Origin of the sequence: Streptomyces sp. NPDC006335 (genome assembly GCF_040612795.1) — a bacterium.
Classification (GTDB): Bacteria; Actinomycetota; Actinomycetes; order Streptomycetales; family Streptomycetaceae; genus Streptomyces.
This window is the reverse complement of sequence record NZ_JBEXQX010000010.1, coordinates 266,008-289,745: the sequence shown is the minus strand read 5'-3', so window position 1 is coordinate 289,745 and position 23,738 is coordinate 266,008. Positions and strand designations below refer to the sequence as shown.

General features: G+C 72.2%; 24 protein-coding genes and 2 pseudogenes. 22 read left to right on the top strand and 4 right to left on the bottom strand.

Annotated features, from left to right (window positions below):
• Positions 1 to 2: 2 nt before the first annotated feature.
• The 3 genes from ABZ098_RS27500 (at position 3) to ABZ098_RS27490 (ending at position 1,287) form a co-directional block, all read left to right on the top strand.
• Positions 3 to 527, top strand: a complete 525-nt coding sequence (locus tag ABZ098_RS27500; protein ID WP_356595499.1) for a YbjN domain-containing protein — start codon at positions 3 to 5, stop codon at positions 525 to 527.
• Between the two features lie 234 nt (positions 528 to 761).
• Positions 762 to 1,031: a type II toxin-antitoxin system Phd/YefM family antitoxin gene (locus ABZ098_RS27495; protein ID WP_005483715.1), complete on the top strand. Its 270-nt coding sequence runs from the start codon at positions 762 to 764 to the stop codon at positions 1,029 to 1,031.
• Entirely contained in the window at positions 1,024 to 1,287 is a 264-nt protein-coding gene (locus ABZ098_RS27490) for a type II toxin-antitoxin system RelE/ParE family toxin (protein ID WP_356595496.1), read from the top strand. Before ABZ098_RS27495 ends, ABZ098_RS27490 begins: the two co-directional genes overlap by 8 nt.
• 79 nt (positions 1,288 to 1,366) lie before the next feature.
• Here the strand turns inward: ABZ098_RS27490 and ABZ098_RS27485 are convergent, their stop codons facing one another.
• Positions 1,367 to 2,557 carry a pyridoxal phosphate-dependent aminotransferase gene (locus tag ABZ098_RS27485; RefSeq protein ID WP_356595494.1) on the bottom strand — a complete coding sequence of 397 codons (1,191 nt, stop codon included), beginning with the start codon at positions 2,555 to 2,557 and terminating at the stop codon, positions 1,367 to 1,369.
• Between the two features lie 838 nt (positions 2,558 to 3,395).
• On the opposite strand from ABZ098_RS27485, the gene ABZ098_RS27480 reads away from it, so the two are divergent.
• The 10 genes from ABZ098_RS27480 (at position 3,396) to kynU (ending at position 13,294) form a co-directional block, all read left to right on the top strand.
• Positions 3,396 to 3,920, top strand: coding sequence for a DUF2617 family protein (locus ABZ098_RS27480; RefSeq protein WP_356595492.1), 525 nt, complete (start codon positions 3,396 to 3,398; stop codon positions 3,918 to 3,920).
• An 89-nt stretch (positions 3,921 to 4,009) separates the two neighbouring features.
• On the top strand, positions 4,010 to 5,632 hold the full coding sequence (locus tag ABZ098_RS27475; protein WP_356595490.1) for a polyamine aminopropyltransferase: 1,623 nt from the start codon (positions 4,010 to 4,012) through the stop codon (positions 5,630 to 5,632).
• A gap of 83 nt (positions 5,633 to 5,715) precedes the next feature.
• Complete coding sequence (locus tag ABZ098_RS27470; protein ID WP_356595488.1) at positions 5,716 to 6,486, top strand: SRPBCC domain-containing protein; 771 nt, start codon at positions 5,716 to 5,718, stop codon at positions 6,484 to 6,486.
• Between the two features lie 24 nt (positions 6,487 to 6,510).
• Positions 6,511 to 7,302 (top strand): aldose 1-epimerase, encoded by a 792-nt coding sequence (locus tag ABZ098_RS27465; protein ID WP_356595485.1) that lies wholly within the window; start codon positions 6,511 to 6,513, stop codon positions 7,300 to 7,302.
• Positions 7,303 to 7,312: 10 nt separating this feature from the next.
• Positions 7,313 to 7,861, top strand: coding sequence for an orotate phosphoribosyltransferase (gene pyrE, locus ABZ098_RS27460; protein ID WP_356595483.1), 549 nt, complete (start codon positions 7,313 to 7,315; stop codon positions 7,859 to 7,861).
• A 149-nt stretch (positions 7,862 to 8,010) separates the two neighbouring features.
• Positions 8,011 to 9,042, top strand: coding sequence for a class II fructose-bisphosphate aldolase (gene fbaA / locus ABZ098_RS27455; RefSeq protein ID WP_351989282.1), 1,032 nt, complete (start codon positions 8,011 to 8,013; stop codon positions 9,040 to 9,042).
• A 65-nt stretch (positions 9,043 to 9,107) separates the two neighbouring features.
• Positions 9,108 to 10,577, top strand: coding sequence for an MFS transporter (locus ABZ098_RS27450; RefSeq protein ID WP_356595481.1), 1,470 nt, complete (start codon positions 9,108 to 9,110; stop codon positions 10,575 to 10,577).
• 126 nt (positions 10,578 to 10,703) lie between these two features.
• Positions 10,704 to 11,117 carry a DUF3151 domain-containing protein gene (locus ABZ098_RS27445; RefSeq protein ID WP_037718008.1) on the top strand — a complete coding sequence of 138 codons (414 nt, stop codon included), beginning with the start codon at positions 10,704 to 10,706 and terminating at the stop codon, positions 11,115 to 11,117.
• Positions 11,118 to 11,265: 148 nt separating this feature from the next.
• On the top strand, positions 11,266 to 12,108 hold the full coding sequence (locus tag ABZ098_RS27440; RefSeq protein WP_356595479.1) for a tryptophan 2,3-dioxygenase family protein: 843 nt from the start codon (positions 11,266 to 11,268) through the stop codon (positions 12,106 to 12,108).
• Entirely contained in the window at positions 12,101 to 13,294 is a 1,194-nt protein-coding gene (kynU, locus tag ABZ098_RS27435) for a kynureninase (protein WP_356595477.1), read from the top strand. Before ABZ098_RS27440 ends, kynU begins: the two co-directional genes overlap by 8 nt.
• A gap of 14 nt (positions 13,295 to 13,308) precedes the next feature.
• On the opposite strand, the gene ABZ098_RS27430 is transcribed toward kynU, so the two are convergent.
• Positions 13,309 to 13,980 carry a TetR/AcrR family transcriptional regulator gene (locus ABZ098_RS27430; RefSeq protein ID WP_356595475.1) on the bottom strand — a complete coding sequence of 224 codons (672 nt, stop codon included), beginning with the start codon at positions 13,978 to 13,980 and terminating at the stop codon, positions 13,309 to 13,311.
• A gap of 204 nt (positions 13,981 to 14,184) precedes the next feature.
• Between ABZ098_RS27430 and ABZ098_RS27425 the strand changes: the two genes are divergently transcribed.
• The 7 genes from ABZ098_RS27425 (at position 14,185) to ABZ098_RS27395 (ending at position 21,787) form a co-directional block, all read left to right on the top strand.
• A complete protein-coding gene (locus tag ABZ098_RS27425; protein ID WP_356595472.1) occupies positions 14,185 to 15,150 on the top strand; it encodes an alpha/beta hydrolase in 966 nt (321 codons plus the stop codon).
• A gap of 218 nt (positions 15,151 to 15,368) precedes the next feature.
• Positions 15,369 to 16,382, top strand: a complete 1,014-nt coding sequence (locus tag ABZ098_RS27420; protein WP_356595470.1) for an alpha/beta hydrolase — start codon at positions 15,369 to 15,371, stop codon at positions 16,380 to 16,382.
• A complete protein-coding gene (locus ABZ098_RS27415; RefSeq protein ID WP_356595468.1) occupies positions 16,375 to 17,616 on the top strand; it encodes an acyltransferase in 1,242 nt (413 codons plus the stop codon). The genes ABZ098_RS27420 and ABZ098_RS27415 overlap by 8 nt, the downstream gene beginning before the upstream one ends.
• Positions 17,609 to 18,979 (top strand): histidine kinase, encoded by a 1,371-nt coding sequence (locus tag ABZ098_RS27410; RefSeq protein WP_356595466.1) that lies wholly within the window; start codon positions 17,609 to 17,611, stop codon positions 18,977 to 18,979. The genes ABZ098_RS27415 and ABZ098_RS27410 overlap by 8 nt, the downstream gene beginning before the upstream one ends.
• Positions 18,976 to 19,653: a response regulator transcription factor gene (locus ABZ098_RS27405; RefSeq protein WP_356595464.1), complete on the top strand. Its 678-nt coding sequence runs from the start codon at positions 18,976 to 18,978 to the stop codon at positions 19,651 to 19,653. The genes ABZ098_RS27410 and ABZ098_RS27405 overlap by 4 nt, the downstream gene beginning before the upstream one ends.
• Before the next feature lie 95 nt (positions 19,654 to 19,748).
• Positions 19,749 to 21,125: a histidine kinase gene (locus ABZ098_RS27400; RefSeq protein ID WP_356595462.1), complete on the top strand. Its 1,377-nt coding sequence runs from the start codon at positions 19,749 to 19,751 to the stop codon at positions 21,123 to 21,125.
• The gene (locus tag ABZ098_RS27395; RefSeq protein WP_356595460.1) at positions 21,122 to 21,787 is read left to right on the top strand and encodes a response regulator transcription factor; all 666 of its coding nucleotides are present in this window, start codon (positions 21,122 to 21,124) and stop codon (positions 21,785 to 21,787) included. Before ABZ098_RS27400 ends, ABZ098_RS27395 begins: the two co-directional genes overlap by 4 nt.
• Positions 21,788 to 21,821: 34 nt before the next feature.
• Here the strand turns inward: ABZ098_RS27395 and ABZ098_RS27390 are convergent, their stop codons facing one another.
• Entirely contained in the window at positions 21,822 to 22,889 is a 1,068-nt protein-coding gene (locus tag ABZ098_RS27390) for a MerR family transcriptional regulator (RefSeq protein WP_356595458.1), read from the bottom strand.
• A 63-nt stretch (positions 22,890 to 22,952) separates the two neighbouring features.
• A pseudogene (locus ABZ098_RS27385) lies at positions 22,953 to 23,033 on the bottom strand (ATP-binding protein); the annotation flags it as partial.
• Here ABZ098_RS27385 and ABZ098_RS27380 point away from each other — a divergent pair.
• Positions 23,033 to 23,530 (top strand): annotated as a pseudogene (locus tag ABZ098_RS27380) (DUF5753 domain-containing protein); the annotation flags it as partial. The pseudogenes ABZ098_RS27385 and ABZ098_RS27380 overlap by 1 nt on opposite strands.
• Positions 23,530 to 23,730, top strand: a complete 201-nt coding sequence (locus ABZ098_RS27375) for a DUF397 domain-containing protein (RefSeq protein WP_356595455.1) — start codon at positions 23,530 to 23,532, stop codon at positions 23,728 to 23,730. The pseudogene ABZ098_RS27380 and the gene ABZ098_RS27375, both read left to right, overlap by 1 nt.
• The last annotated feature ends 8 nt before the right edge of the window (positions 23,731 to 23,738 follow it).

Genomic DNA, 23,738 nt, shown 5'->3' with positions numbered 1-23,738 from the left:
CGGTGACCATCGACCCGTCCTCGATTCCGAACTTCGGGGGCCAGCCCGAGCCGCAGCAAGGACCGGCGGGCCCCGTCGTCCCGGATCAGGATCTTGTGAAGCAGCTCCTCGACCAGATGGAGCTGAAGTATGTCGTCGACGACGAGGGTGACCTCGCGGCGCCGTGGGAGCAGTTCCGTACGTATTTCATGTTCCGCGGCGAGGGCGACCAGCAGGTCTTCTCGGTGCGGACGTTCTACGACCGGCCCCACCAGATCGACGAGAAGCCCACGCTGCTGGAGTCCATTGACGACTGGAACCGGCGCACGCTGTGGCCCAAGGTCTACACCCACACCCATGACGACGGCACCGTCCGTCTGATCGGTGAGGCGCAGATGCTCATCGGTACCGGCGTCAGCCTGGAGCACTTCGTCTCCTCGACCGTGAGCTGGGTGCGCGCCGCCATCGAGTTCGACAAGTGGCTCATCGAGCAGCTCGGCCTGGAGGAGGACGTCAACGACGCGGAGAAGCCCGAGGACGACGAGTAGGCGTCCTGCGCTCCCAGCGCGTATCGGCCGCAACCACCCGAAACGCGCCGTAGCCGAACGAGAGCCCGGCCACGGCACCGACCACCACGGTCGCGTGCCGGGGCCGGGCTCTCGCCGTCCACAGGCTGTGGGTAACTCCTCGTTCGCGCACGCACTCGCATGAGAGCCCACATGGCTACACCCCGAGACAGCGAGCTGTTGTGTACACATGGGACACTCGGTACCCTTGGGCGCATGACACAGCCCATGCCCATAGAGTCGATCCGCGATGTCCGGGCACACTTGGCCGAGGTCGTGGAGCGGGCCGACCGGGACGACGTACCTACCGTCATCACCCGGCGCGGCAAGCAGGTCGCCGCCGTGGTGTCCATCGAGGTTCTGCGCAAATACCAGGAGTGGGAAGAGCGCGAGATCAACCGGATCATCGACGAGCGCATGACCAACCCGGCACCCGGCATCCCGATCGAGGACATCATGAGGGAGACGCTGGCGCGCAGTGAGTGAGTACCGCACCGTCTTCCGAGCCGAGGCTCAGGCCGAACTCCGCAAGGTGCCGCGAGACATGGCCCTCCGCATTCTGGCCAAGCTGACCGAGCTGGAGAGCGACCCGACGGGGTTCAACACCACGGCCCTCGTCTCCCAGCCTGACCGGCGCCGCCTACGGGTAGGCGACTACCGCGTGATCTACACGATCGACAACGGCGAGCTGGTGGTGTGGGCCGTACACGTCGGGCATCGCTCAACCGTCTACGACACCTGACCACTCCTGACATCGTGTTCCGTGCCGCCGAAGCGCTCGCCGGCCTGCGGTCCACGGAGGAGCCCAGGCCGTACGGCTGTTACGCGGCCAGCGTCTTCAACCGCTGCACGGCGTCCTCCAGGACCCCCGTCCGCTTGCAGAAGGCGAACCGTACGAACGGCGCCCCCGCCTCCCGGTGGTCGTAGAAGACCGCGTTCGGGATGGCGACGACGCCCGCGCGCTCCGGCAGGGCGCGGCAGAAGGCGAAGCCGTCGCTCTCGCCGAGGGGGCGGATGTCGGTGGTGATGAAGTAGGTGCCGGCGGGCTTGAAGACCCCGAAACCGGCCTCCGCCAGGCCGGTCGCCAGCAGGTCCCGCTTGGTGAGCATGTCGTCGCGGAAGGCGGTGAAGTAGCTGTCCGGGAGGGCGAGCGCCTCGGCGACCGCGTACTGGAAGGGGCCGGAGGACACGTACGTCAGGTACTGCTTCGCCGAGCGGACCGCCGAGACCAGGGCGGGCGTGGCCGTGATCCAGCCGACCTTCCAGCCGGTGAAGGAGAAGGTCTTGCCGGCGGAGCCGATCGAGACCGTGCGCTCCCGCATCCCGGGGAAGGACGCGAGGGGCAGGTGCTCGGCCTCGTCGAAGACCAGGTGCTCGTAGACCTCGTCCGTGACCACCAGCAGGTCCCGCTCCACGGCCAGTTCGGCGATCGCCGTCAGCTCCTCGCGGGTGAGGACCGTGCCGGTGGGGTTGTGAGGGGTGTTGATGAGCAGGAGGCGGGTGCGGTCGGTGATCGCGGCGCGCAGTTCGTCGAGGTCCAGGCGGAACGAGGTCTCGTGCGGGCGCAGGGTGACCGGGACCCTGGTGCCGCCCGCCATCGCGATGCAGGCCGCGTAGGAGTCGTAGTACGGCTCGAACGCGACGACCTCGTCACCCGGCTCCACCAGGGCGAGCAGGGCGGCGGCGATGGCCTCCGTGGCGCCGGCCGTGACCAGGACCTCGGTGTCGGGGTCGTAGGACAGGCCGTAGCGGCGCTCCTGGTGCGCGGCGATCGCCGTACGCAGCTCCGGGACGCCCGGGCCCGGCGGGTACTGGTTGCCGCGTCCGTCGCGCAGCGCCCGCACGGCCGCCTCCCTGATCTCCTCGGGCCCGTCCGTGTCGGGGAAGCCCTGCCCCAGGTTGATCGAGCCGGTCCGCAGGGCCAGGGCGGACATCTCGGCGAAGATCGTCGTCCCGAACTCGGCGAGACGGCGGTTGAGCAGGGGGCGCGCGCTGGAGGTCATGCGGCTCATCCTGCGCCCAAGCTCTGGAGTTCCTCAACTCTGCTTTGACGCGTCACGCGGAAGGGCATCTCCAGCTCACGCAACCGGCGAGGCGCCCACGGGGGGTCGCTTCGGGGGGTAACGGAAGGAGGGTGGCGCCATGGTCATCGGCATCATCCTGGTGGTGTTCGCGGTCCTGTTCATCGGGACCCTCGCGTCCGCCGCGAGCAGGAGGAGGAACGTCACGCTGGTCAAGCCGGTCCGCGGCGGGCGGTCCCGGGGGCGCGGGGACAGCTGGTGGGCCGGCGGGGCGGGGGGCGCCGGCTCGTCGTGCGGAGCGTCGGGCGGTTACTCGGGCGGTCACTCCGGTGGGCACTCGTGCGGTGGTGGGCACTCCTGTGGCGGTGGGTCGTCCTGTGGTGGCGGGTCGTCCTGCGGCGGCGGGGGCGGATGCGGGGGAGGCAGCTGACACGGGGCAGCTGAGCTCCGGCAGGGGGAACCGCATCCACAACGGGGGAGCGGGGAACGCGGGGGCGTGGGGTCCGGACCTGGGTCGGGCCGCACGCCCCCGCTTGTCACTTCTTCACTCCGGTGCTCCGGCGTACACTCCGGCCGCCGTGGCGCACGCCGTGGTTGAACAGATGAGCTGGGGAGCCCACGCAGGGATGGAAACCCCACGAAGTTGGGTAAAAACGCTGTGGCGGCGCCACCGTTCATGATTCCCTCTACCTCACCAACGCAGCCCCTCGGACGTCCTCCGGACACGTCCTGACCTCCCACTGGGCTGACCGGGCCGATCCCCCCACAGTCGCCCGGGTGCGCCGGAACCCCACACCACCCTTTCTTTGCGTGCTAGCGGAGCCGATCCATGCTCACGACCCTGAACACCTCGTACACCGACACGCGCGCGGCCGACCTCGCCTGGGCCCTGGGGCGTGAGCCGCTGCCCGCCCTCGCCGAGCTCGACCTCGACATCGCCGGGGCGAAGCTTCAGTTGAGACTCCTCGGCGCATCCCACCAAGTGCTCCTGGAGGAGGATCGGGGTACCTGTTCGGAGACGGTGGCGTGCATCGCCGGCAGCAGTACGCCGCTGCCGCTGGGCGTGGCCAAGCGGGTGGGGGACTGGGAGTACGAGTTCGCCGCGCGCGTCGAGGCCCTGTCACCCGGTCAGTTCGCGGGCCGGGCACAGGAGTTGCTCGCGCTGGTGTCCGACCATCCGCACGGCCTCGCCGGGGTCTTCCCCGGCAGCCCGCACGCGTTCACGGCGCTGCTGGCCCAGCGGTACGACGGGCAGGTGCACTGGCGCACCTGGCACGCGTATCCGCAGGACGGGCAGTTGGTGGCCACGCGGACGCGCGTCGGGGTCAGGGTCCCGGTGGGGACGTCGGGTTGAGCCGGGCAAACCCCTGTTTCCACGGTTCACTCCCAGTTCCACACGTGTGGGTGACGAAGCGTGCCGTGGCCGTGACGTAACGTCGCACCGTGATCGAGCCGCACGCCCCCGCCCCGCCCGGCACCCCGCCGCCCTGGGCCGGGCCCGCGCGGCTGCCGGTCCGCCCCGCCACGGGCCGGTTCCTCGTGCTGGCCTGCGTTTTCGTCTGCGCGGCCTGCGGACTGGTGTACGAGCTCGAACTGGTCGCCCTCGCCTCGTACTTGACCGGCGACTCGGTCACCCAGGCCTCCGTGGTGCTGTCCGTCATGGTCTTCGCGATGGGCATCGGCTCGCTGGCCGCCAAGCGGCTCCGCCGGCTCGCGGCCGCGGCCTTCGGCGCCCTGGAGGCACTGCTCGCGCTGGTCGGCGGGTGCAGCGCGATGACGCTGTACGCCGTGTTCGCGTGGACCGGTGACTGGGGCGGTCTGTGGGCGAGCGGCCCGCGCTGGCTCCTGGTCGCCTTCTCCCTCGCCATCGGCCTGCTCATCGGCGCCGAAGTCCCCTTGCTGATGGAGCTGATCCAGCGCATCCGCCGCCAGGACGCGGGCGGCGCGGTGGCCGACCTGTTCGCGGCGGACTACGTCGGCGCCCTGGTCGGCGGCCTGGCCTTCCCGTTCCTCCTGCTGCCCCTGCTGGGCCAGTTGACCGGCACCATGCTCACCGGCGCGGTCAACGCGGTCGTGGGCGGCGCGCTGGTCCTCGGCCTGTTCCGCCGCGACCTGACCCGCCGGGCCCGCTGGCTGCTGCTGGTCGCCAACCTCGCCGTGCTCGGCGTCCTCGCCACCGCCACCGTCCTCGTCGACGACTTCGAGCGGGCCGCGCGCGAGGCGGTCTACGGCAAGGACGTACGGGTCACCCTGCAGACCGGCGTCCGGGAGGTCGCCCTCACCGGCGGCACCGACGGCCGCCCCCTCGACCTCTACGTCGACGGCCGCCTCAGGGTCAGCGGCCGCGACGAGGACCGTTACCACGAGGCCCTCGTCCACCCCGCGATGGACGGCCCCCACGCGCGCGTGCTCGTCCTCGGCGGTGGCGACGGCCTCGCCGCCCGCGAGGTGCTCAGGTACCCCGGGGTGCGGCGGGTCGACATCGTGGCACTCGACCCCGCCGTGGTCGACCTCGCCCGCCGCGACCCGGCGCTCTCCCGGCTCAACGGCCACGTCTACGGCGACGCGCGCCTCCACGTCACCACCGCGGACGCGTTCCGCCGACTGCGGACGTCGGCGCCCGAGCCGTCGTACGACGTGGTGATCGCCGACCTGCCCGACCCCGGCATCACCGCGAGCACCAAGCTGTACTCGCAGGAGTTCTACGGCCTCGTCCGCCGCGCCCTGGCCCCCGACGGCCGGCTCGTCGTGCACGCGGGGCCGGTCTCCTCGCATCCCCGGGCCTTCTGGACGGTGGACGCGACCCTGCGCGCGGCGGGCCTGCGCACCACCCCCTACCGCGTCGGCGGCCTCCGGCCCGGTTCCCACTGCGATCCCCACTCCGGCCCTCGCGACTGGGGCTTCCTGCTGGCCTCGCGGGGACCGCGCCCGGCACTGGCCCTTGCCCCCCGGGGGCCCCGGCCGGCGACCCTGACGGAGGAGTCCCTGCGGGCGGCGCGGAGAGCCGCACAGGCGACCCGGGTCCAAGGCCTCGCGGCGTCCACGTTGGTGCATCCGCGCTACTGATCCGCTCCACCGGGGCGTAAGGGCGCTGTCACTTTCCACCAACGGGGGTGCATGGCCGTCGCCCCTGGGTAGGCTCGGCAACCATGGAGCATGAGGTGTTCGTTCCGGTTCCGGTCGAGCGGCTGCGGGAGACCCTGGGGGACCCCGTCAGGGTGGCCCGGGCGGTTCCCGGGCTCCAGCAGGACGCCGGCGCGGAGCCCGTCGCCGGACGCCTGAAGGTGCGGGTCGGCAGCCACTCCATCACCTACCGGGGCGCGGCACGGGTCGTCGCCGGGGACGACGGGTCCTACACCGTCGAGGGCGAGGCGGGCGAGACCCGCGGCACCGGCTCGGTCAAGCTCGCCCTCACCGTCCGCCTGCGCGACACGGACGGCGGCACGACCCTGGCCTTCGACGGCACGGCCACGGCGGACGGCCGGGTCACGGAACTCCCCCAGGACGCGGTGGGCGCCGCGATCGTACGCCTGCTGAACCGTTTCGCGGAGGCGCTGGGCGAGGCGAAGGAGGAGCCGGGGGCCGACGAGGCATCGGAGGACGCGGAGACCTCCGCGGAACCCCCGGGCGAGCCCTCGGCGGAGCTACGCGTCGAGCCCACGGCGGAGCCCCCCGCCCCCCTCGTCGAGGACTTCACGGAACCCACCGGCCCCCCGGCCGAGGCGGCCCACGCCCGCCGCACGATGATCGGCCGCAGCGCGGAGGAGGTCGACCACGCTCCCCCGAGGGGCCGTTACGCCCCCGTCCCGGCTCCCCAGACGGTGGCGTCGAGCGTGCCCCTGCGCTGGGCGGCGCCGGCCGCGGCCGTGGTCCTGGCGTCGGCGATCGTGGTGGGAAGGGCACTGAGGAAACGCCGTTGAGCGGCAGCCCAGTAGTGTCGTCCCGTGAGCCATGAAGACATCACACTGACCGCGGGCGACGCGGAAGTGACCTTGCAGCCGGGAAACGGCGGACGGGTCGGGGGACTTCGAGTCGGAGGCGTCCAACTGCTGCGCCAGGGCGAGCGCTTCGGCTGCTTCCCGATGGTCCCCTGGTGCGGCCGCATCCGGGACGGACGGTTCCGTGACGGGGCCGACGTCCACCAGATGCCGCTCAACTCCCCGCCGCACGCCATCCACGGCACGGCCCGCGACGGCGCCTGGAACATCGCCCGCACGGCCACCGACGAGGCGGTCCTCACCTACGACCTCGTCGAGCCCTGGCCCTACTCCGGCCGGATCACCCAGATCGCGGCGCTCACCCCGGACGCCCTGACGCTCACGATGTCCGTGGAGACGTACGACTCCTCCTTCCCGGCCCAGATCGGCTGGCACCCCTGGTTCAACCGCACCCTCGACGGCGGCGAGCCCGTGCGCCTCGACTTCACCGCCGCCTGGCAGGAGGAGCGCGGCGACGACCACCTGCCCACCGGCAACCGCGTCGAGCCGAAGCCCGGCCCCTGGGACGACTGCTTCGGCATGCCCGACGGCGTCGACGTCACGCTCACCTGGCCGGGGCAACTGGAGCTGAAGGTGACCAGCCGCGAGGAATGGGTCGTGGTGTACGACGAGCAGGAGGCCGCCGTCTGCGTGGAGCCGCAGACCGGGCCGCCCAACGGCCTGAACACCCTGCCGCGCCTGGTCACGCCCCTGGAGCCGCTGGAGGCCTCGACGACCTGGAGCTGGCGGCGCCTCTAAGCTGACAGGCATGACTGACGCTCGCGCCGCCCTGAAGCAGCAGATCCTCGACAAGGCCGTGGTGCACGGCAAGGTGACCCTGTCGTCCGGCCTGGAGGCCGACTACTACGTCGACCTGCGCCGCATCACCCTCGACGGCGAGGCGGCCCCGCTGGTCGGCCAGGTGCTCCTGGACCTGACCGCGGACCTGGAGTTCGACGCGGTCGGCGGGCTGACGATGGGCGCCGACCCGGTCGCCGGCGCCATGCTGCACGCGGCCGCCGCGCGCGGGCAGCGCCTGGACGCCTTCGTCGTGCGCAAGGCGGCGAAGGCGCACGGCCTGCAGAAGCGGGTGGAGGGCCCCGACATCGCGGGCCGCCGGGTCGTGGTCGTCGAGGACACCTCCACCACCGGCGGCTCCCCGCTCGAAGCGGTGGCCGCCGTGCGCGAGGCGGGCGCCGAGGTCGTCGCCGTCGCGACGATCGTGGACCGCGCGACGGGCGCCGCGGAGAAGATCGAACAGGGCGCGGGAGTGCCGTACCTCTTCGCGTACTCGAAGGACGAGCTGGGACTGGCCTGACCGGGAGTGACCAGGGAGTGACCACGGGATGGACCATCTCGCCAAGTCTGGAAAGATGAGGCCGACGATGACGTCGAACCCCCACACAAGGTCTAGGTCAGGGCCGTAAGCACGCAGTACGCCAACCCGCAGATACAAGGAGCGGACACATGCCGATCGCAACCCCCGAGGTCTACAACGAGATGCTGGACCGGGCGAAGGCGGGCAAGTTCGCCTACCCGGCCATCAACGTGACCTCGACCCAGACCCTGCACGCTGCGCTGCGCGGCTTCGCTGAGGCCGAGAGCGACGGCATCATCCAGATCTCGACCGGTGGCGCCGAGTTCCTGGGCGGCCAGTACAGCAAGGAGATGGTCACGGGTTCCGTGGCCCTCGCCGAGTTCGCGCACATCGTCGCCGAGAAGTACCCGGTCACCGTCGCCCTGCACACCGACCACTGCCCCAAGGACAAGCTCGACGGGTACGTACGCCCGCTGCTCGCCGTGTCCGAGGAGCGCGTGAAGGCCGGCGGCAACCCGCTGTTCCAGTCGCACATGTGGGACGGCTCGGCGGAGACCCTCGCCGACAACCTCTCCATCGCCCAGGAGCTCCTGGAGCGCGCCCGCGCCGCCAAGATCATCCTTGAGGTCGAGATCACCCCGACCGGCGGCGAGGAGGACGGCGTCTCGCACGAGATCAACGACTCCCTGTACACGACCGTCGACGACGCGATTCGTACGGCGGAGGCGCTCGGCCTGGGCGAGAAGGGCCGCTACCTGCTGGCCGCCTCCTTCGGCAACGTCCACGGTGTGTACAAGCCGGGCAACGTCGTGCTCCGCCCCGACCTGCTGAAGGAGCTGAACGACGGCGTGGCCGCCAAGTTCGGCAAGCCGGCCGGGTCCCAGCCGTTCGACTTCGTCTTCCACGGCGGCTCCGGCTCCACGGAGGAGGAGATCCGCACCGCGCTGGAGAACGGCGTCGTCAAGATGAACATCGACACCGACACCCAGTACGCCTTCACGCGTCCGGTCGCCGACCACATGTTCCGCAACTACGACGGCGTCCTGAAGGTCGACGGCGAGGTCGGCTCCAAGAAGACCTACGACCCGCGCACCTGGGGCAAGCTCGCGGAGGCCTCCATGGCCGCCCGTGTCGTCGAGGCCACGCAGAACCTGCGCTCGGCGGGCACGAAGATCAAGTAAGCCTTCTTACGGCTGATTGCGGTGAGCCCGGTGCTGCGGCACCGGGCTCGCTGTATACCTGGGCCATGTCCGACGTCCGGCTGGCCTCGCCGCAAGGCAAGTGGATCCTGCTCACCACCGTCCTCGGCTCCAGCATGGCGCTGCTGGACTCGACCGTCGTCAACGTCGCCCTGCCGCGCATCGGCCGCGACCTGGACGCCGACCTCGCCGCCCTCCAGTGGACGGTCAACGCGTACATGCTGACGCTGGCCGGGCTGATCCTGCTCGGCGGCTCCCTCGGGGACCGGTACGGCCGCCGCAAGGTCTTCGTGGTGGGGGTGGTGTGGTTCGCGGCCGCCTCCCTGCTGTGCGGGCTCGCCCCGAACGCTGGTGTCCTCGTCGCCGCCCGGGCGCTCCAGGGGGTGGGCGGCGCCCTGCTCACGCCCGGGTCGCTGGCCCTGATCCAGGCCTCCTTCCACCCCGACGACCGGGGCCGGGCCGTCGGGCTGTGGTCCGGGTTCGGGGGCATCGGGGCGGCCGTCGGCCCCTTCGTGGGCGGCTGGCTGGTGGACGGTCCCGGCTGGCGCTGGGTGTTCCTGCTCAACGTCCCGCTGGCGCTGGTGTGCGCGCCGATCGCCGTACGGCATGTGCCGGAGTCCGCGGACGGGCGTAGTGATCACGGGCGTTTCGACGTCCTCGGCGCGGTCCTCGGCGCGCTGGCGCTCGCGCTGGTGACGTACGCGCTGATCGAGGCGCGTTCCGGCTCCCTGCTGGTCGCCGCCGTGGCGCTCGCGGGGGTGGCCGCCGGGGTGGCCTTCGTCGCCGTGGAGAAGCGGCGGCCCGACCCCATGATGCCGCTCGGGATCTTCGCGTCCCGGCAGTTCACCGCGGTCAACCTGGTCACCCTGTGCGTGTACGCGGCCTTCGGCGGCTTCTTCTTCCTGGCCGCGCTCCAGCTCCAGGTGGTGGTCGGCTGGTCGGCCCTCCAGGCCGGTACGGCCCTGCTGCCGACGACCGCCCTCATGCTGCTGTTCTCGGCCCGCTCGGGCGCCCTCGCCGACCGCATCGGGCCGCGCATCCCGCTCACCGCGGGCCCGCTGCTGTGCGCGGTCGGCATGCTGCTGATGCTGCGGGTCGGGCCGGGGGCGTCGTACATGGTGGACGTCCTTCCCGCGCTGCTCGTCCTCGGCACCGGCATGGTCATGCTGGTCGCGCCGCTGACGGCGACCGTGCTGGGGTCGGTGGACGCCTCGCGGGCGGGGCTGGCGAGCGGGATCAACAACGCGGCGGCCCGGGCGGCGGGCCTGATCGCGGTGGCCGCGCTGCCGCTGATCGCGGGGATGGGGGAGGAGGCGTACCGGTCGGCTTCGGCCTTCGACGACGCCTTCGGGCGGGCGATGGTGGTGTGTGCGGTGGTGCTGGTGGTGGGGTCGGTGGTCGCTTTCGTGACGGTGCGGTCGCTGCCGGCGGGGTGTCGGAAGCCGGAGTGCCGGACGCACGGGGCGGTGCTGTCGCCGCCGCTGGAGGGGGAGAGGGCTCGGGGGCGGCTGTCGTAGGCCGGCCGCGGGTGCGGTGCAGGCTGGTCGAGCTGTACCCACCTGTCTGGGGGCGCGGGGAACTGCGCGACCAGCCCCCTCGGACCCGCAGCCGAAAACCTGCCGTCGGCGAGGGAGACTGGACCCATGTCCATTCACGAGAACCTTCTCGGGGGCCCGCCCCCGACCCACCTCCCCGACGACCCGGAGCCCCGTGAGCTCCTGGCGAACGGCACCGCCCCCGCGGATGTCGCCGCGAAGTACCCGACCTCCTCGCTGGCCTGGGCCCAGCTGGCCGACGAGGCGTTCGAGCGGGGCAGTGTCGTGGAGTCGTACGCCTATGCCCGTACGGGCTACCACCGCGGCCTGGACTCGCTGCGCCGCAACGGCTGGAAGGGCCACGGGCCGGTCCCGTGGGAGCACGAGCCGAACCGCGGCTTCCTGCGCGCCCTGCACGCCCTCGCCCGTGCCGCCGGCGCCATCGGCGAGCAGGAGGAGTACGAGCGCTGCTCGCAGTTCCTGAAGGACTCCTCCCTCACGGCGGCCGAGACGCTGGGCTGATCGCCGTACGTTCTCCGGGCCCGCCTGTGTGACCAGGCGGGCCTTGCCATTTCCGGGGAGCATGGAAGAGGATGCCCGGCGGGGACCGGGGCCCCGTGTCGGTAACGGCAGGGCGGACCGCTACCCGGAGTACAAACAGGAGACAGCGATGTCGTCCCATGAGGCTCAGGAAACGCAGGAGCCGGAGACCCCGCATCTCGACTTCCAAGGCACGACGCCGTACGAGGACTACGTCAAGGCGGACGTGCTCACCCACCTCCAGCACACCCTCTCCGACGATCCCGGAGAGATGGTCTTCCTGGTCACGACCCAGGTCATGGAGCTGTGGTTCACCGTCATCGTGCACGAGTGGGAGACCGCGGCCGCCGCGCTGCGCTCCGACGACGTGCCCACGGCGGTCGCCGCGCTGAAGCGTTCCGTACGGGAGCTGGAGGCGCTGAACGCCTCCTGGAAGCCCCTCGGCCAGCTCACGCCCGCGCAGTTCAACTCCTACCGTTCGGCCCTCGGCGAGGGATCCGGGTTCCAGTCGGCGATGTACCGCCGCATGGAGTTCCTGCTCGGCGACAAGTCCGCCTCCATGCTCGTCCCGCACCGGGGCGCGCCGCGCGTCCACGCCGAGCTGGAGAAGGCGCTGCACGAGCCGAGCCTGTACGACGAGGTGCTGCGGCTGCTCGCGCGGCGCGGGCACGCCATCCCGTCCGCCGTACTGGACCGGGACGTGTCCCGCCGCTACGAGCCGTCGGAGGAGGTCGAGGCCGCCTGGACGGCGCTCTACTCCGGCCCCGAGCACGACGAACTCGCCCGCCTGGGCGAGGCGTTGACCGATGTCGCCGAGCTGGTGTGGCGCTGGCGCAACGACCACCTCGTCGCCACCCGCCGCGCGATGGGCTCCAAGGCCGGCACGGGCGGCTCCGCCGGGGTGGCCTGGCTGGAGAAGCGCGCGCAGAAGAACGTGTTCCCGGAGCTGTGGACGGCGCGGTCGCATGTCTGAACAGACCTTGCGCGCGGAGAAGTTGGACTCTACCGACGAACTCGCGGGCGTGCGCTCGCGATTCGTGCTCGACGACGTGGTGTATCTGGACGGCAACTCGCTGGGCGCGCTCCCGGCCGCCGTCCCGGAGCGCGTCGAGGACGTCGTACGCCGCCAGTGGGGGTCGCTCAGGATCCGGTCCTGGGACGAGAGCGGCTGGTGGACCGCGCCGGAGCGGATCGGTGACCTGATCGCCCCGCTGGTCGGGGCGGCGGCCGGGCAGATCGTGGTCGGCGACTCGACAAGTGTCAACGTCTTCAAGGCACTTGTGGGTGCGGTACGGCTCGCGGGAGGTCCGGCGGCCGGCCGGGACGAGGTGGTCGTCGACGCGACCACCTTCCCCACGGACGGGTACATCGCCGAGTCCGCGGCCCGCATGACCGGCTGCACCCTGCGGGCGGTGACCCCGGCGCAGGTGCCGGGCGTGCTGAGCGGCCGTACGGCGGCCGTCCTGCTCAACCACGTCGACTACCGCACCGGGCGCCTGCACGACCTGCCCGGGCTCACCGCCGCCGTGCGATCGGCGGGCGCCATCGCCGTCTGGGACCTGTGCCACAGCGCGGGCGCCCTGCCGGTCGGGCTCGACGCGCACGGCGTCGACCTCGCGGTCGGCTGCACCTACAAGTACCTCAACGGCGGCCCCGGTTCACCGGCGTACCTCTATGTGCGCCGTGAGCACCAGGACCGCTTCGACTCCCCGCTGCCCGGGTGGACCTCCCATGCGGAGCCCTTCGGGATGCGGCCGTCGTACGAACCGGCGCCGGGCGCGCTGCGGGGCCGCGTCGGCACGCCCGACATCCTGTCCATGCTCGCCCTGGAGGCGGCCCTGGAGGTCTGGGACGGGGTGACGGTCGAGGCGGTGCGCGCCAAGTCCCTCGCCCTGACGGACTTCTTCCTGGAGTGCGTCTCGTCGTACGTCGACGAGGGCCGCGTCGAGTGCGTGACCCCCCTGGCCCACGCCGAGCGGGGCAGCCAGGTCGCGCTGCGCTGCGAGGACGCGGGTGAGGTGATGAAGCGGCTCATCGAACGGGGTGTGGTGGGCGACTTCCGGCACCCGGACGTGCTGCGGTTCGGTTTCACGCCGCTGTACGTCGGGTTCGCGGACGTGGAGCGGGCGGCGCGGGTGCTGGGGGAGACGCTCGCCTGACGCGTTCCGTCGCCTCAGCCCCGCGTGACGTACACCCCGGCTTCCGCTGCCGCGAGGGCCGCGTCCGCCGCGCGTTCGGCGGCGGCCGGGTCGGGGGCGGTGCCGGTGGTGAGGAGGCCGTAGTAGAGGGGCGCGGAGACCGCCCGTACGACGGTCGCCGGGTCCGTGCCGACGGGGAGCTGTCCGCGCGCGACGCCCTCCGTCACACAGGGGGCCCACTCGGCGATCCGTACGTCGTAGAAGTGCCGCAGCGCCTCGGCCGTACGCGGGTCGCAGGCCGCCGCGGCGATGACCGCGCGGAACAGCGCGCCCTGCCGGGGGTCGGCGAGCGTCCGCTGGACCAGGGAGGCGTTGGCCCGCAGATCGTCGCGGACCGAGCCGGTGCGGGTGCGGGGCAGCGACTGCTCGGCCATGTCGGCGAGCAGGTCGGCGACCAGCGCGGTGACCGTGCCCCAGCGCCGGTACACGGTGGTCTTGCCGACCTCCGCGCGGCGGGCGACCTCGGCGAGATCGAGGCGGTCGAAGCCCTGCTCGGCGAGCACGTCTCCGGCCGCCCGCAGCACGGCCGCACGCACACGTGCGGTACGGCCGCCGGGGCGGACGGTGCCGGGTTCGGCGTGCTCGGCCTTTTCGGCCGGTTCGGTGTGCGCGGCGTGTTCGGCGGGTTCGGCGTGTTCGGCGGGCATGACGGTCTCCTCGGGTGCTCCGGACGCGCGGGGCGGACACGCCGTCAGCGTAACGAAACAGCAGAACCGTTTAGCCCTCACCCAGCGTGACATCCCCGTGTCCGCGCACGTCATGGGCCTGATACCGTCCCGGCCAACGGCCGAATTCTCTTCCAGGATGTTTCACGGTCCGTCAGATCCGTTTCGTCGCTGAGAGGTTGGAGCATGCCGGACGACGCCGCAGCCCGTGCCGCCGCGGAAGCCCGTGCCGCGGCCGAGGAGGAGTCGGCCTTCTCGCACCCGCCGGTCGACCCCGACGCCACCGCGGCGTACGGCGACGACCCCGACCAGGTGATCGACTTCTACGCCCCGCGCGTGTCGGTGTCTCCGGGGGGCGGTCGCGCGCCGCTGGTCGTCGTCCTGCACGGTGGTGCGTGGCGGACGCCGTACGACCGGCGGCATGTGACACCGTTCGCGGACTTCCTGGCCCGGCGGGGGTTCGCGGTGGCCAATGTGGAGTACCGGCGGGGCGGGATCGCCATTCCGGGGCAGGGTGCCGCGTCCGGGGGCGGTGCGGGTACCGGTGCCAGTCCCGGCGCGGGTTCCGGGGCCGGTGGCGTCGGTCCCGTGGCCGGGCGCTGGCCCGAGACCTTCGACGACGTGGCCGCCGCCATGGACGCGCTTCCCGGGCTCGTGCGGGAGTCCCTCCCCCAGGCCGACCCGCGCCGCATGGTCGTCACCGGCCACTCCGCGGGCGGCCACCTCGCGCTGTGGGCCGCGGCCCGGCACCTCCTGCCGGCCGACGCCGCGTGGCGCATCGACCGGCCTGCGCCCCTGCGCGGGGTCGTCGCCCTCGCCCCGATCGCCGACTTCACGGTCGCCGACAAGCTGGACGTGTGCGGCGGAGCCTGCCGTCAACTCCTGGGCGGCAACGAGGGGTTCACCGCGCGCCTGCCGTACGCCGACCCCGCCCTGCTGCTGCCCACCGGCATCGCGACCACCCTCGTCCAGGGCCGCACCGACACGGTCGTCCCGCAGGCGGTCGCCGAGGCCTACGCCGACGCGGCGGCCAAGGCGGGCGAGGTGGTGGGCCTGACGCTGCTGGAGGACGTCGGCCACTTCCCCCTGATCGACCCGGCGGCGGACGCGTGCGCGGTGGCGGCGGAGGAGATCGCGCAGTTGGCGTGGTGAGGCCGGTTCGGGAGGCTGTTCCGTCCCCTCCCGGTGATACCCGTAATACCTGAGAGCTACGGCGCCAAAGAGCTCCCTGGCGTGACGCGGACGACAGTCGTGACTCCGTAACTTCCCTTCCAGACAAGCCCGATGGCCGGGCGGACCGGGGAGGGGCGAGGACTGTGGGGAGCAGCGGGAGGGGCCGGCGCGAGCGCCGCGATGACACGCGGCAGAACATGGCGGACGGCCAGGGCGGCCAGGGCGGCCAGGGCGGCCGTGAGAAGCTTGCCCGCCGCGTCCACTCCTGGCGTCGGGCCCTCCTCGCCACCCTCATCACCGCCGCGGTGGTGGTCCCGCTCTCCGCGGCCGCCCGCCCCGAGATCCCGTCCCCGCCTCCCGCCACGCTCCCGACGCCCACCGCCGCCACCGTCGACGAGATCTACGCCGCGAACAGCGCCAACGCCGCCGAGGCCGCCCGCGCGGCCGCGGCCCACGGCGACACCCACCGCGCGGCGGCGGACCGGGGGTTGGCCGCCCCCGCCCGCCACCTGCTCACCTTCGACGGCCGGGGCCCCGGCAGGGCGACAGAGGTTTTCGGCGACCTGGCCCGCGCCGACCACGTGGCCGTCCTGGTCCCCGGCTCCGACACATCCCTGGACACCTACGACCGCTTCCGGGCGACGGCGGTGGCCCTGCGGCGGCAGCTCACCGCCACCGCTCCCCACGGCACCCGGACCGCGGTGGTCGCCTGGCTCGGCTACCGCACCCCGGACACGGTCAGCACCACGGTGCTGACCACGAGCAGAGCGGACGAAGCGGCCCCCCACCTGCGCACGCTCATACGCCGACTCCGGGGCGTCGTAGGCCGCGACACCACCGTCTCCCTCGTCTGCCATTCCTACGGCACGGTGGTCTGCGCCCGGGCCGCCGCCCACCTGGACATCGCCGACCTGGCCCTCGTCGGCAGCCCCGGCACCGGCGCGGACACCGTGTCGGCCCTGCGCACCTCCGCCCGGGTCTGGGCGGCCAGGGGCAAGGACGACTGGATCGCCGAGGTCCCCCACGTCAGGAGTGATGTCTTCGGCGTCACCGTCGGCTTCGGCACCGACCCCCTCTCCCCGGCCTTCGGCGCCCATGTCTTCGCCGCCGGTGAGGGCGGCCACAGCGACTACTTCAGACCGGGCTCGGTCTCCTTGACCAATCTCGCCCGGATCGTCCTCGGAGACACCGCGGAGGTGACCCGTGCCTGAGACCCACCACCCCCGGGGTGGCGTACGCGACGGCATACGCCGGGGTTCGGACGGCCTACGCCGGGCCGCCGACCGGATCGACGCGGCGACACCGCCCGGTCGGGACCGTGCCGTCGACGCCCTGCGCGCCTTCGCGATACTCGGCGTCGTCCTCGGCCACTGGCTGGTGACCGCCCTGGTCGCCGATGGCGGCGCCCTGCACACGGCGAGCCCGCTCCAGCACATGCCGTGGCTGGCCCCGATCTCCTGGGCCTTCCAGACCCTGGCGGTGTTCTTCCTGGTCGGCGGCCATGTGGCGACCCGCGGTTACACCTCGGCACGCGCCCGCGGGACGACGTACCGGCAGTGGCTGACGAGCCGTCTGGCACGGCTGTTCAAGCCGGTGGCCGCCGTCCTCGCCCTGTGGACGGTGACCGCGACGGCCCTGCTGCTGACGGGTGCCCCGTTCGGGACGGTCCGCGCCCTGGTCAGACTCGCCCTGTCCCCGATGTGGTTCCTCCTGGTCTTCGGCGCCCTCACGGCCGCGACCCCGCTGCTGCGGCGGCTGCACCCGCTGTGGCCGCTGGCCGTCGTCCTGCACGTGGACATCGTCCGCTTCGGGCTCGGCGGCCCCGACTGGCTCGGCTGGGTCAACCTGGCGGCGGGCTGGCTGGTCCCGTACACCCTGGGAGCGGCCTGGACCCGGGGCGAGCTGGAAGGGCGGCGTGTGGGGTGGCTCCTGCTCGGGGGCGGTGCGGCGGCGACCGCGGTGCTCGTCGGGTGGGCCGGGTATCCGGCGTCGATGGTCGGAGTGCCGGGCGCCGCCGTCTCCAACCTGAACCCGCCGACGCTGGCCGCCGTCACCTTCGGCCTGGCCCAGTGCGGTCTGGCGCTGCTGCTGCGCGACCGGTTGCGCGGCGGTATGCGCCGCCCCGCGGTCTGGGCGGCCGTCGCGCTGGTCAACCTCTCCGCGATGACGATCTTCCTGTGGCATCAGACGGCGCTGATGGCCACCACGGCCACCGGCCTCGCCCTGGGCAGGCTCCCCGGGCTGCACACCGTGCCCGAGGGGCTGGGCTGGGTGGTGGCCCGGCTGGCCTGGCTGCCGGTGTTCGTCCTCGTCCTGGCCGTTTGCCGGTCCGCCTTCCGGTCCTTCGAGCAAGGGCCGCGCAGGGTCGGGAGCCGCCCGTCACGGGTGATCCGGGCTCACCGCCGAACGGAACCGGTGGCAGCGAAGGAGGCGCGTCGTGCCTAGGGTGGTCGACGTGCGGGAGACGGGGGTCCAACAGGTGGTCAGAGGCCGTGTGCTGCGGTGGCTGCGGGTGCTGCGTGCCGATCTGTGCACGCTCCGGATGGATCCGCTGCCCCCGTCGGTGTGGCTGCGCTGGCTGCCGCACGGTCTGCTGTGCCTGGTCGCGTTCGGGGTAACGGTCGGCGCCGTGGGGCAGCTCCAGGACAACGGCGGGGTGGGGCTCAGCCTCGCCTTCGCGATCGGTCTCGCACAGGGTGCCGCCATCGTGTTCGCGCTGTGGCGGCCCGTCCCGGCGTGGTGGATCTCGACCGGGGCCATGCTGGTCGGCGCCATCGAGGTGCGTCGACAGCTGCTGGCCGGGGGCGCGCACGACTTCACCTGGCCCTGGTCCTCCGCCGGGCTCATCGGACACATGACCGTACTGCTGCTGCTCGCCCTGCGGGTTCCCGCACGCGTGGCCGTCGAGGCGCTAGCAGTGACCATGGCGCTCTCGTACCTCACCGAAGGTGTGCTGGGCGCGTCCGACTTCCAGCCCACCGGGGTCCTCGCGGTCACCCTGTTCACTGTGGTGGTGGTGCTCGGCACCGCCCTGCGCGGCCGCCGCGAGGCCCGCGCGGAGCTCGGCCGGCAGACCACGCTCACCGCCGAGGAACGGGCCCGCCGCACCCTGCTGGAGGAGCGCAGCCGGATCGCGCGCGAACTGCACGACGTCGTCGCCCACCACATGTCCGTCATCTCGATCCAGGCCCAGGTCGCCCCGCACCTCGTCGAGAACCCGTCCGACGAGCTCCGGGAGAACCTCGACGGCATCCGGCAGAACGCGCTGGAGGCGCTGACCGAGCTGCGCCGGGTCCTGGGCGTGCTGCGCGCCGAGCACCCCGACACGGCGCAGGAGTCCGCCGAGCCCGTCACCGGCACCGCCCCGCACGCGCCGCAGCCCACCCTCGACCGGCTCGACGCGCTGGTGGAGAACACCCGGGCGGCCGGACTGAGCGTCCAGGTCGACGTGCGGGGCGTCCGGCGGCCCCTGCCGTCCGGCGTGGAGCTGTCGGCGTACCGGATCGTGCAGGAGGCGCTGAGCAACGTCCTGCGCCACGCGCCCGGCGCCACCGCCTCCGTGGCGCTCGTCCACTACGTGCACGGGGTGGACGTGCGGATCGTCAACTCCCGTCCCACCCACCGCGTGGCCGCCTCGCCGGGCGCGGGACACGGACTGCTCGGCATGCGGGAGCGGGCCGCGATGCTGGGCGGGACACTGCGTGCCGGCCCCCACCCCGACGGCGGCTACGAGGTGGCCGCGTATCTTCCGACGGCGCCCCCGGGCGGCCCCGACCAGGTCAGCGAATCCAAGGACGGCACCGTATGACGAGCAGCCCCATCCGCGTACTCATCGCCGACGACCAACAGATGGTCCGGCAGGGCTTCAGCGTGCTGCTGGGCGCCCAGCCCGGCATCGAGGTGATCGGGCAGGCGGTCGACGGCCTCGACGCCGTCGCCAAGGTCGCCGAACTCGTCCCGGACGTCGTCCTGATGGACATCCGCATGCCCGAGCTGGGCGGCATCGAGGCCACCCGCCGCATCACCGGCGAGCACCCGGAGATCAGGGTCTTGGTGCTGACCACCTTCGACCTCGACGAGTACGTCTACGAGGCGCTGCGGGCCGGCGCGTCCGGGTTCCTGCTGAAGGACGCCTCCGCGGAGCAGCTCGCCGAGGCCGTGCGCGTGGTGGCGGCCGGGGACGCGCTGCTCGCGCCCGGCATCACCCGGCGGCTGATCGCCGAGTTCTCCCGTCTCGACAAGCGGCCCCGCGCCCCGCACAAGAGCCGGATCGGCGAGCTGACCGAGCGCGAGACGGAGGTCCTCGCGCTGATCGCACAGGGCCTGTCGAACGCCGAGATCGCCGAGCGGCTGGTCGTGGCCGAGCAGACCGTGAAGACGCACGTGGGCCGCATCCTGGTGAAGCTGGGCCTGAGGGACCGCACCCAGGCGGCGGTGTTCGCGTACGAGTCGGGGCTGGTGCGGCCCTCGGGGTACCGGTGACGGCCCCTCCCGGACCCGTAGTACCTGAGGGGGACCCGGAAGGACCCGTCTCACTGGTGACGACGGTGACCCCCGCCCCCGCCTACGTTTTGAACGTGACCCATACGACCGAGACGCACACGACACCTCCGCAGGGCGGCAGCGGCGGATACGACGCGTACAAGCCCCGCAGCCCGGAGTTCAGGGCAGCCGTGGACGCCCTGCGTGGCCTGCGGCACGACCTGATCAGTGCTGCCTTCGCCTATCGCCCGCTGCCTCCCCGGAGTGCCGGCAAGGGGCTCTCCCGCCTGCTGACCGGGCGGCTGCGGGAGTACGCGGTCTGGACACCCCACGCGCTGATCACCGCGGCCGGCCTGATCGCGATGCTCATCGGCTCGGACAACAGCGGTCGCGGGGCGACCACCAATCTCTTCGTCGGCCTGCTCGCCCTGGTCCCGATCCTGCTGACCATGGTGCGGCCGATCATGGCCTTCTGGCTGTCATTGGCCGCGACCGCGATCGCCTATCCGATGGCCTTCGTCAACTCCTGGCAGCAGGACTGGCCATGGCTGCCGGGCAGCTTCGCCTGCCACCTGGTCGTGCTCACCGCGGTGGCCGTGCGCACCAGGCCGCGCACGGCGGCCTGGATGTGGTTGCTGACCGGGGTCTACGGCCTGATGTGGCAGGCGGCCCTCGGCGGCGGGCACTACTACCGCTCCAACACCGTGGAGCTGCTGTTCGTCTCCGCGCTGTCCCTGCTCGTCGTGAGCCTGTGGCACATACGCCGGAGCGCCGAGCAGACGGTGACCGCCCAGCAGACGGTGACCGAGCACGAACGCTCCCGCCGCACGCTGCTGGAGGAACGCACGACCATCGCCCGCGAGCTGCACGACGTGGTCGCCCACCACATGTCGGTCGTCGCCATCCAGGCGGAGGCGGCCCCCTACCGGGTGGAGAACCCGCCCCCCGAGCTGGAGAAGGCGTTCGCCACCATCCGGGAGAACGCGGTGGCGGCCCTGACCGAACTGCGCCGGGTCCTGGGCGTGGTCCGCGCCGAGGACTACGAGGCGCCGGACGCCCCGCAGCCCACCCTCGCCGACCTCGACTCGCTCCTCGACAACGTGCGCGGAGCGGGCCTGAGCGTCGACAAGGCGGTCACCGGGGCGGTGCGTGAACTCCCGCAGGGCGTGGAGCTGTCGGCGTACCGGATCGTCCAGGAGGCGCTGAGCAACACCCTGCGCCACGCCCCGGGGGCGAGCGCGCGGGTCGAGATCGGATACGTCCTGGGCGGCCTCGGCCTGCGCATAGTCAACGGCCCGCGGCCCGAGCTGTCGCTGCTGAAGCCCTCGCCCGGAGCGGGCCACGGCATCACCGGCATGCGGGAGCGGGTCTCCATGCTGAACGGCGAGATGACGGCGGGCGCCACGGACGAGGGCGGGTACGAGGTGACGGTGTTCCTGCCGGTGCCGCTGAGGGACGAGGGCGAGGCATGACGATCCGGGTCCTGGTCGCGGACGACCAGATGATGGTCCGCGAGGGCTTCTCGGTGCTGCTGAACGCGATGCCGGACATCGAAGTGGTCGGGGAGGCCGTCAACGGCCGCGAGGCGGTGGACCGGGTCCGCGAACTCGCCCCCGACGTGGTCCTGATGGACATCCGGATGCCGGAGCTGAACGGCATCGAGGCGACCAGGGAGATCGTCGCGGCCGACGGCACGGCGAAGGTGCTGGTCCTGACGACCTTCGACCTCGACGAGTACGTGTACCAGGCCCTGCGCGCGGGAGCCTCGGGCTTCCTCCTCAAGGACGCCTCGGCCCGTCAACTCGCCGAGGGGGTGAGGGTGGTGGCCTCCGGCGAGGCACTCCTGGCCCCCTCGGTCACCAGGCGTCTGATCACGGAGTTCTCCAAACTGTCGCAGTCCCCGAGGCTCATGGCCTCGGCCCACACGGCCTACGGCGACCTCACCGACCGCGAGACGGAGGTGCTGATCCTCATCGCCCAGGGCCTGTCCAACTCGGAGATGGCCGAGCGTCTGGTGGTGGCCGAGTCGACGATCAAGACCCATGTCAGCCGCGTCCTGGTGAAGCTGGGCCTCAGGGACCGCACCCAGGCGGCGGTGTTCGCCTACGAGGCACGGCTGGTGACGCCGGGATAGGGGTGTCCGGTCCGCTCGGCCAGGTGTGGGGGCGTCAGTCCTCCAGGCGGACCGGCATCAGGAGCGAGAAGCCGTTCTCGTCGTCGGGGCGGCGGATCGCGATCGGGGCCGTGGGGGCCGTGAGCTCCAGAACCAGCCGGTCCCGGCCTCCCGCGGCCAGGGCGTCCAGCAGGAAGCCGCGGTTGACCGCCACGCGGTCCGGGTGGTCGTCGCCGTCGGCGCAGAGGGCCACCGTGCCGTCGTCCGTCACCCGGAGCACGCTGAGGTCATGCGTTCCCGTCTCGTCGCGGCGGACGGGGCCCGTCTCCAGGGCCTGCCGGAAGTCCGCGACATCGACGAGGGCGCGGCGGTCGCCGGCCCGGGGGAGGAGACGGCGGTAGTCGGGGAAGTCGTGGTCGAGACACCGACCGGCGGCCTGTCCGTCCCCGGCCTCCAGGGTCACGTGGTCCCCGTCGAGGCCGAGCCGCACGGATCCCTCACCGTGGCACAGCGCCCGCATCGCGTCGGCGAGCGGGGTGGGCACGATGACCTGGACGCGGCTCTCGTCGTGCCCGGTGACACCGGCCCGCGCCACGGCCATGCGGTACCGGTCGGTGGCCACGACACGGAGGCTCTCGCCCTCGATGTCGAACAGCACCCCGCCGAGCATCGGCAGCTCCGGGTCGGTGCTCGCCGCGAAACGGACCGTGTCCAGCGCGGCCGCGAGCTCGGGTGCGGCGACGGTCAGTCGGAGAGTGGCGGTACGGAGCGAAGTCATGACGTTCTCCCGTTGGTCGAGTAGTGCTCGGAGTGCGGAGAACTCGCCGCGGGCCTCGGAAAGCCCCTGTTCCAGGCGGCGCAGATGTGCTTCGAGCAGTTTCCGGAGCAGATCGGTGTCCGCGCCGGACCAACTGGCCAGCACCAGCCGGATGTCCGCCAGCGGCATCCCGGCCCGGCGCAGGCGGGCCAGCAGCCGCGCCTCTTCGAGCTGCTCGGGTTCGTACCAGCGATAACCGCTCACCGGATCCACCCAGGCCGGCACCAGCACACCGGCCCGGTCGTAGAACCGCAGGGCGCTCACGCCCAGTCCGCTGTCGCGAGCCATCTCGCCGATGCTGCGCATGTCGTTCTCCACGCCCCGAACTCTGGGCCCTGCACAAGGTCGAGGGTCAACCCGGACGGCACCTCATGCCGCGGCCAGTTCGCACCACACGTACTTGCCGCGGTTGCCGTTCCTGGACAGCGGCTGCCAGCCCCACAGGTCGGCACGTTCCAGGACTGCTGCAGACCGCCGACTACGCCCGGGCGGTCTACACCTACGTGCAACCCGATCTCCCCGAAAGCGAGTTGACGCCTCGGGTGGAGCACCGGATCAGGCGGCGCGCTGTCATCGAGGGTGATGATCCGACGCCGTACGAGACGCTCATTCACGAGTTCGCGCTCCGTACCCGGGTGGCGGACCGTAGCGTCTGCCGTGCGCAACTGGAGCAGATCCTCGAACAGATCGAGCAGGGGCATGCCACGGTGCGGGTCATCCCGATCGACCAAGACGGTTTCGGCGGTGCCGGGATCTCGATGATGTACGCCGGTGGCCCGGTGCCCCGATTGGACACCGGCCTTCGGGACGCTCCCACCGGCGTCGCGTTCATCGACGCGGAGGCTCAGCTGAAACAGCTTCGAACACTCTTCCTTAAGATGCAGGCAGCGTCACTGGAGCCCGTGGCGTCGCGGGACTTCATCCACCGCCTGAAAAAGGAGTTGTGATGCACTGGCGCAAGTCCTCGTACTCCGGCGGCGGCGACGGCGACACCTGCGTCGAGATCGCGGACGTACACCCCCGAATAGCCGTCCGCGACTCCAAGGCCCCCACCCACGCCACCCTCACCTTCCCCGCCCCCGCCTTCACCGCGCTCATCGACCACCTGAAGGAACACCCCTGGTCAGAAGCCCGTATCAGCGGCTAGCGTCCCCG

Coding starts and splice junctions, on each gene's coding strand:
- ABZ098_RS27495 (WP_005483715.1), top strand. CDS start 762: ATGACACAGCCCATGCCCATAGAGTCGATCCGCGATGTCCGGGCACAC.
- ABZ098_RS27485 (WP_356595494.1), bottom strand. CDS start 2,557: ATGAGCCGCATGACCTCCAGCGCGCGCCCCCTGCTCAACCGCCGTCTC.
- ABZ098_RS27480 (WP_356595492.1), top strand. CDS start 3,396: ATGCTCACGACCCTGAACACCTCGTACACCGACACGCGCGCGGCCGAC.
- ABZ098_RS27470 (WP_356595488.1), top strand. CDS start 5,716: ATGGAGCATGAGGTGTTCGTTCCGGTTCCGGTCGAGCGGCTGCGGGAG.
- pyrE (WP_356595483.1), top strand. CDS start 7,313: ATGACTGACGCTCGCGCCGCCCTGAAGCAGCAGATCCTCGACAAGGCC.
- fbaA (WP_351989282.1), top strand. CDS start 8,011: ATGCCGATCGCAACCCCCGAGGTCTACAACGAGATGCTGGACCGGGCG.
- ABZ098_RS27450 (WP_356595481.1), top strand. CDS start 9,108: ATGTCCGACGTCCGGCTGGCCTCGCCGCAAGGCAAGTGGATCCTGCTC.
- ABZ098_RS27445 (WP_037718008.1), top strand. CDS start 10,704: ATGTCCATTCACGAGAACCTTCTCGGGGGCCCGCCCCCGACCCACCTC.
- ABZ098_RS27440 (WP_356595479.1), top strand. CDS start 11,266: ATGTCGTCCCATGAGGCTCAGGAAACGCAGGAGCCGGAGACCCCGCAT.
- kynU (WP_356595477.1), top strand. CDS start 12,101: ATGTCTGAACAGACCTTGCGCGCGGAGAAGTTGGACTCTACCGACGAA.
- ABZ098_RS27430 (WP_356595475.1), bottom strand. CDS start 13,980: ATGCCCGCCGAACACGCCGAACCCGCCGAACACGCCGCGCACACCGAA.
- ABZ098_RS27425 (WP_356595472.1), top strand. CDS start 14,185: ATGCCGGACGACGCCGCAGCCCGTGCCGCCGCGGAAGCCCGTGCCGCG.
- ABZ098_RS27420 (WP_356595470.1), top strand. CDS start 15,369: ATGGCGGACGGCCAGGGCGGCCAGGGCGGCCAGGGCGGCCGTGAGAAG.
- ABZ098_RS27405 (WP_356595464.1), top strand. CDS start 18,976: ATGACGAGCAGCCCCATCCGCGTACTCATCGCCGACGACCAACAGATG.
- ABZ098_RS27395 (WP_356595460.1), top strand. CDS start 21,122: ATGACGATCCGGGTCCTGGTCGCGGACGACCAGATGATGGTCCGCGAG.
- ABZ098_RS27390 (WP_356595458.1), bottom strand. CDS start 22,889: ATGCGCAGCATCGGCGAGATGGCTCGCGACAGCGGACTGGGCGTGAGC.
- ABZ098_RS27375 (WP_356595455.1), top strand. CDS start 23,530: ATGCACTGGCGCAAGTCCTCGTACTCCGGCGGCGGCGACGGCGACACC.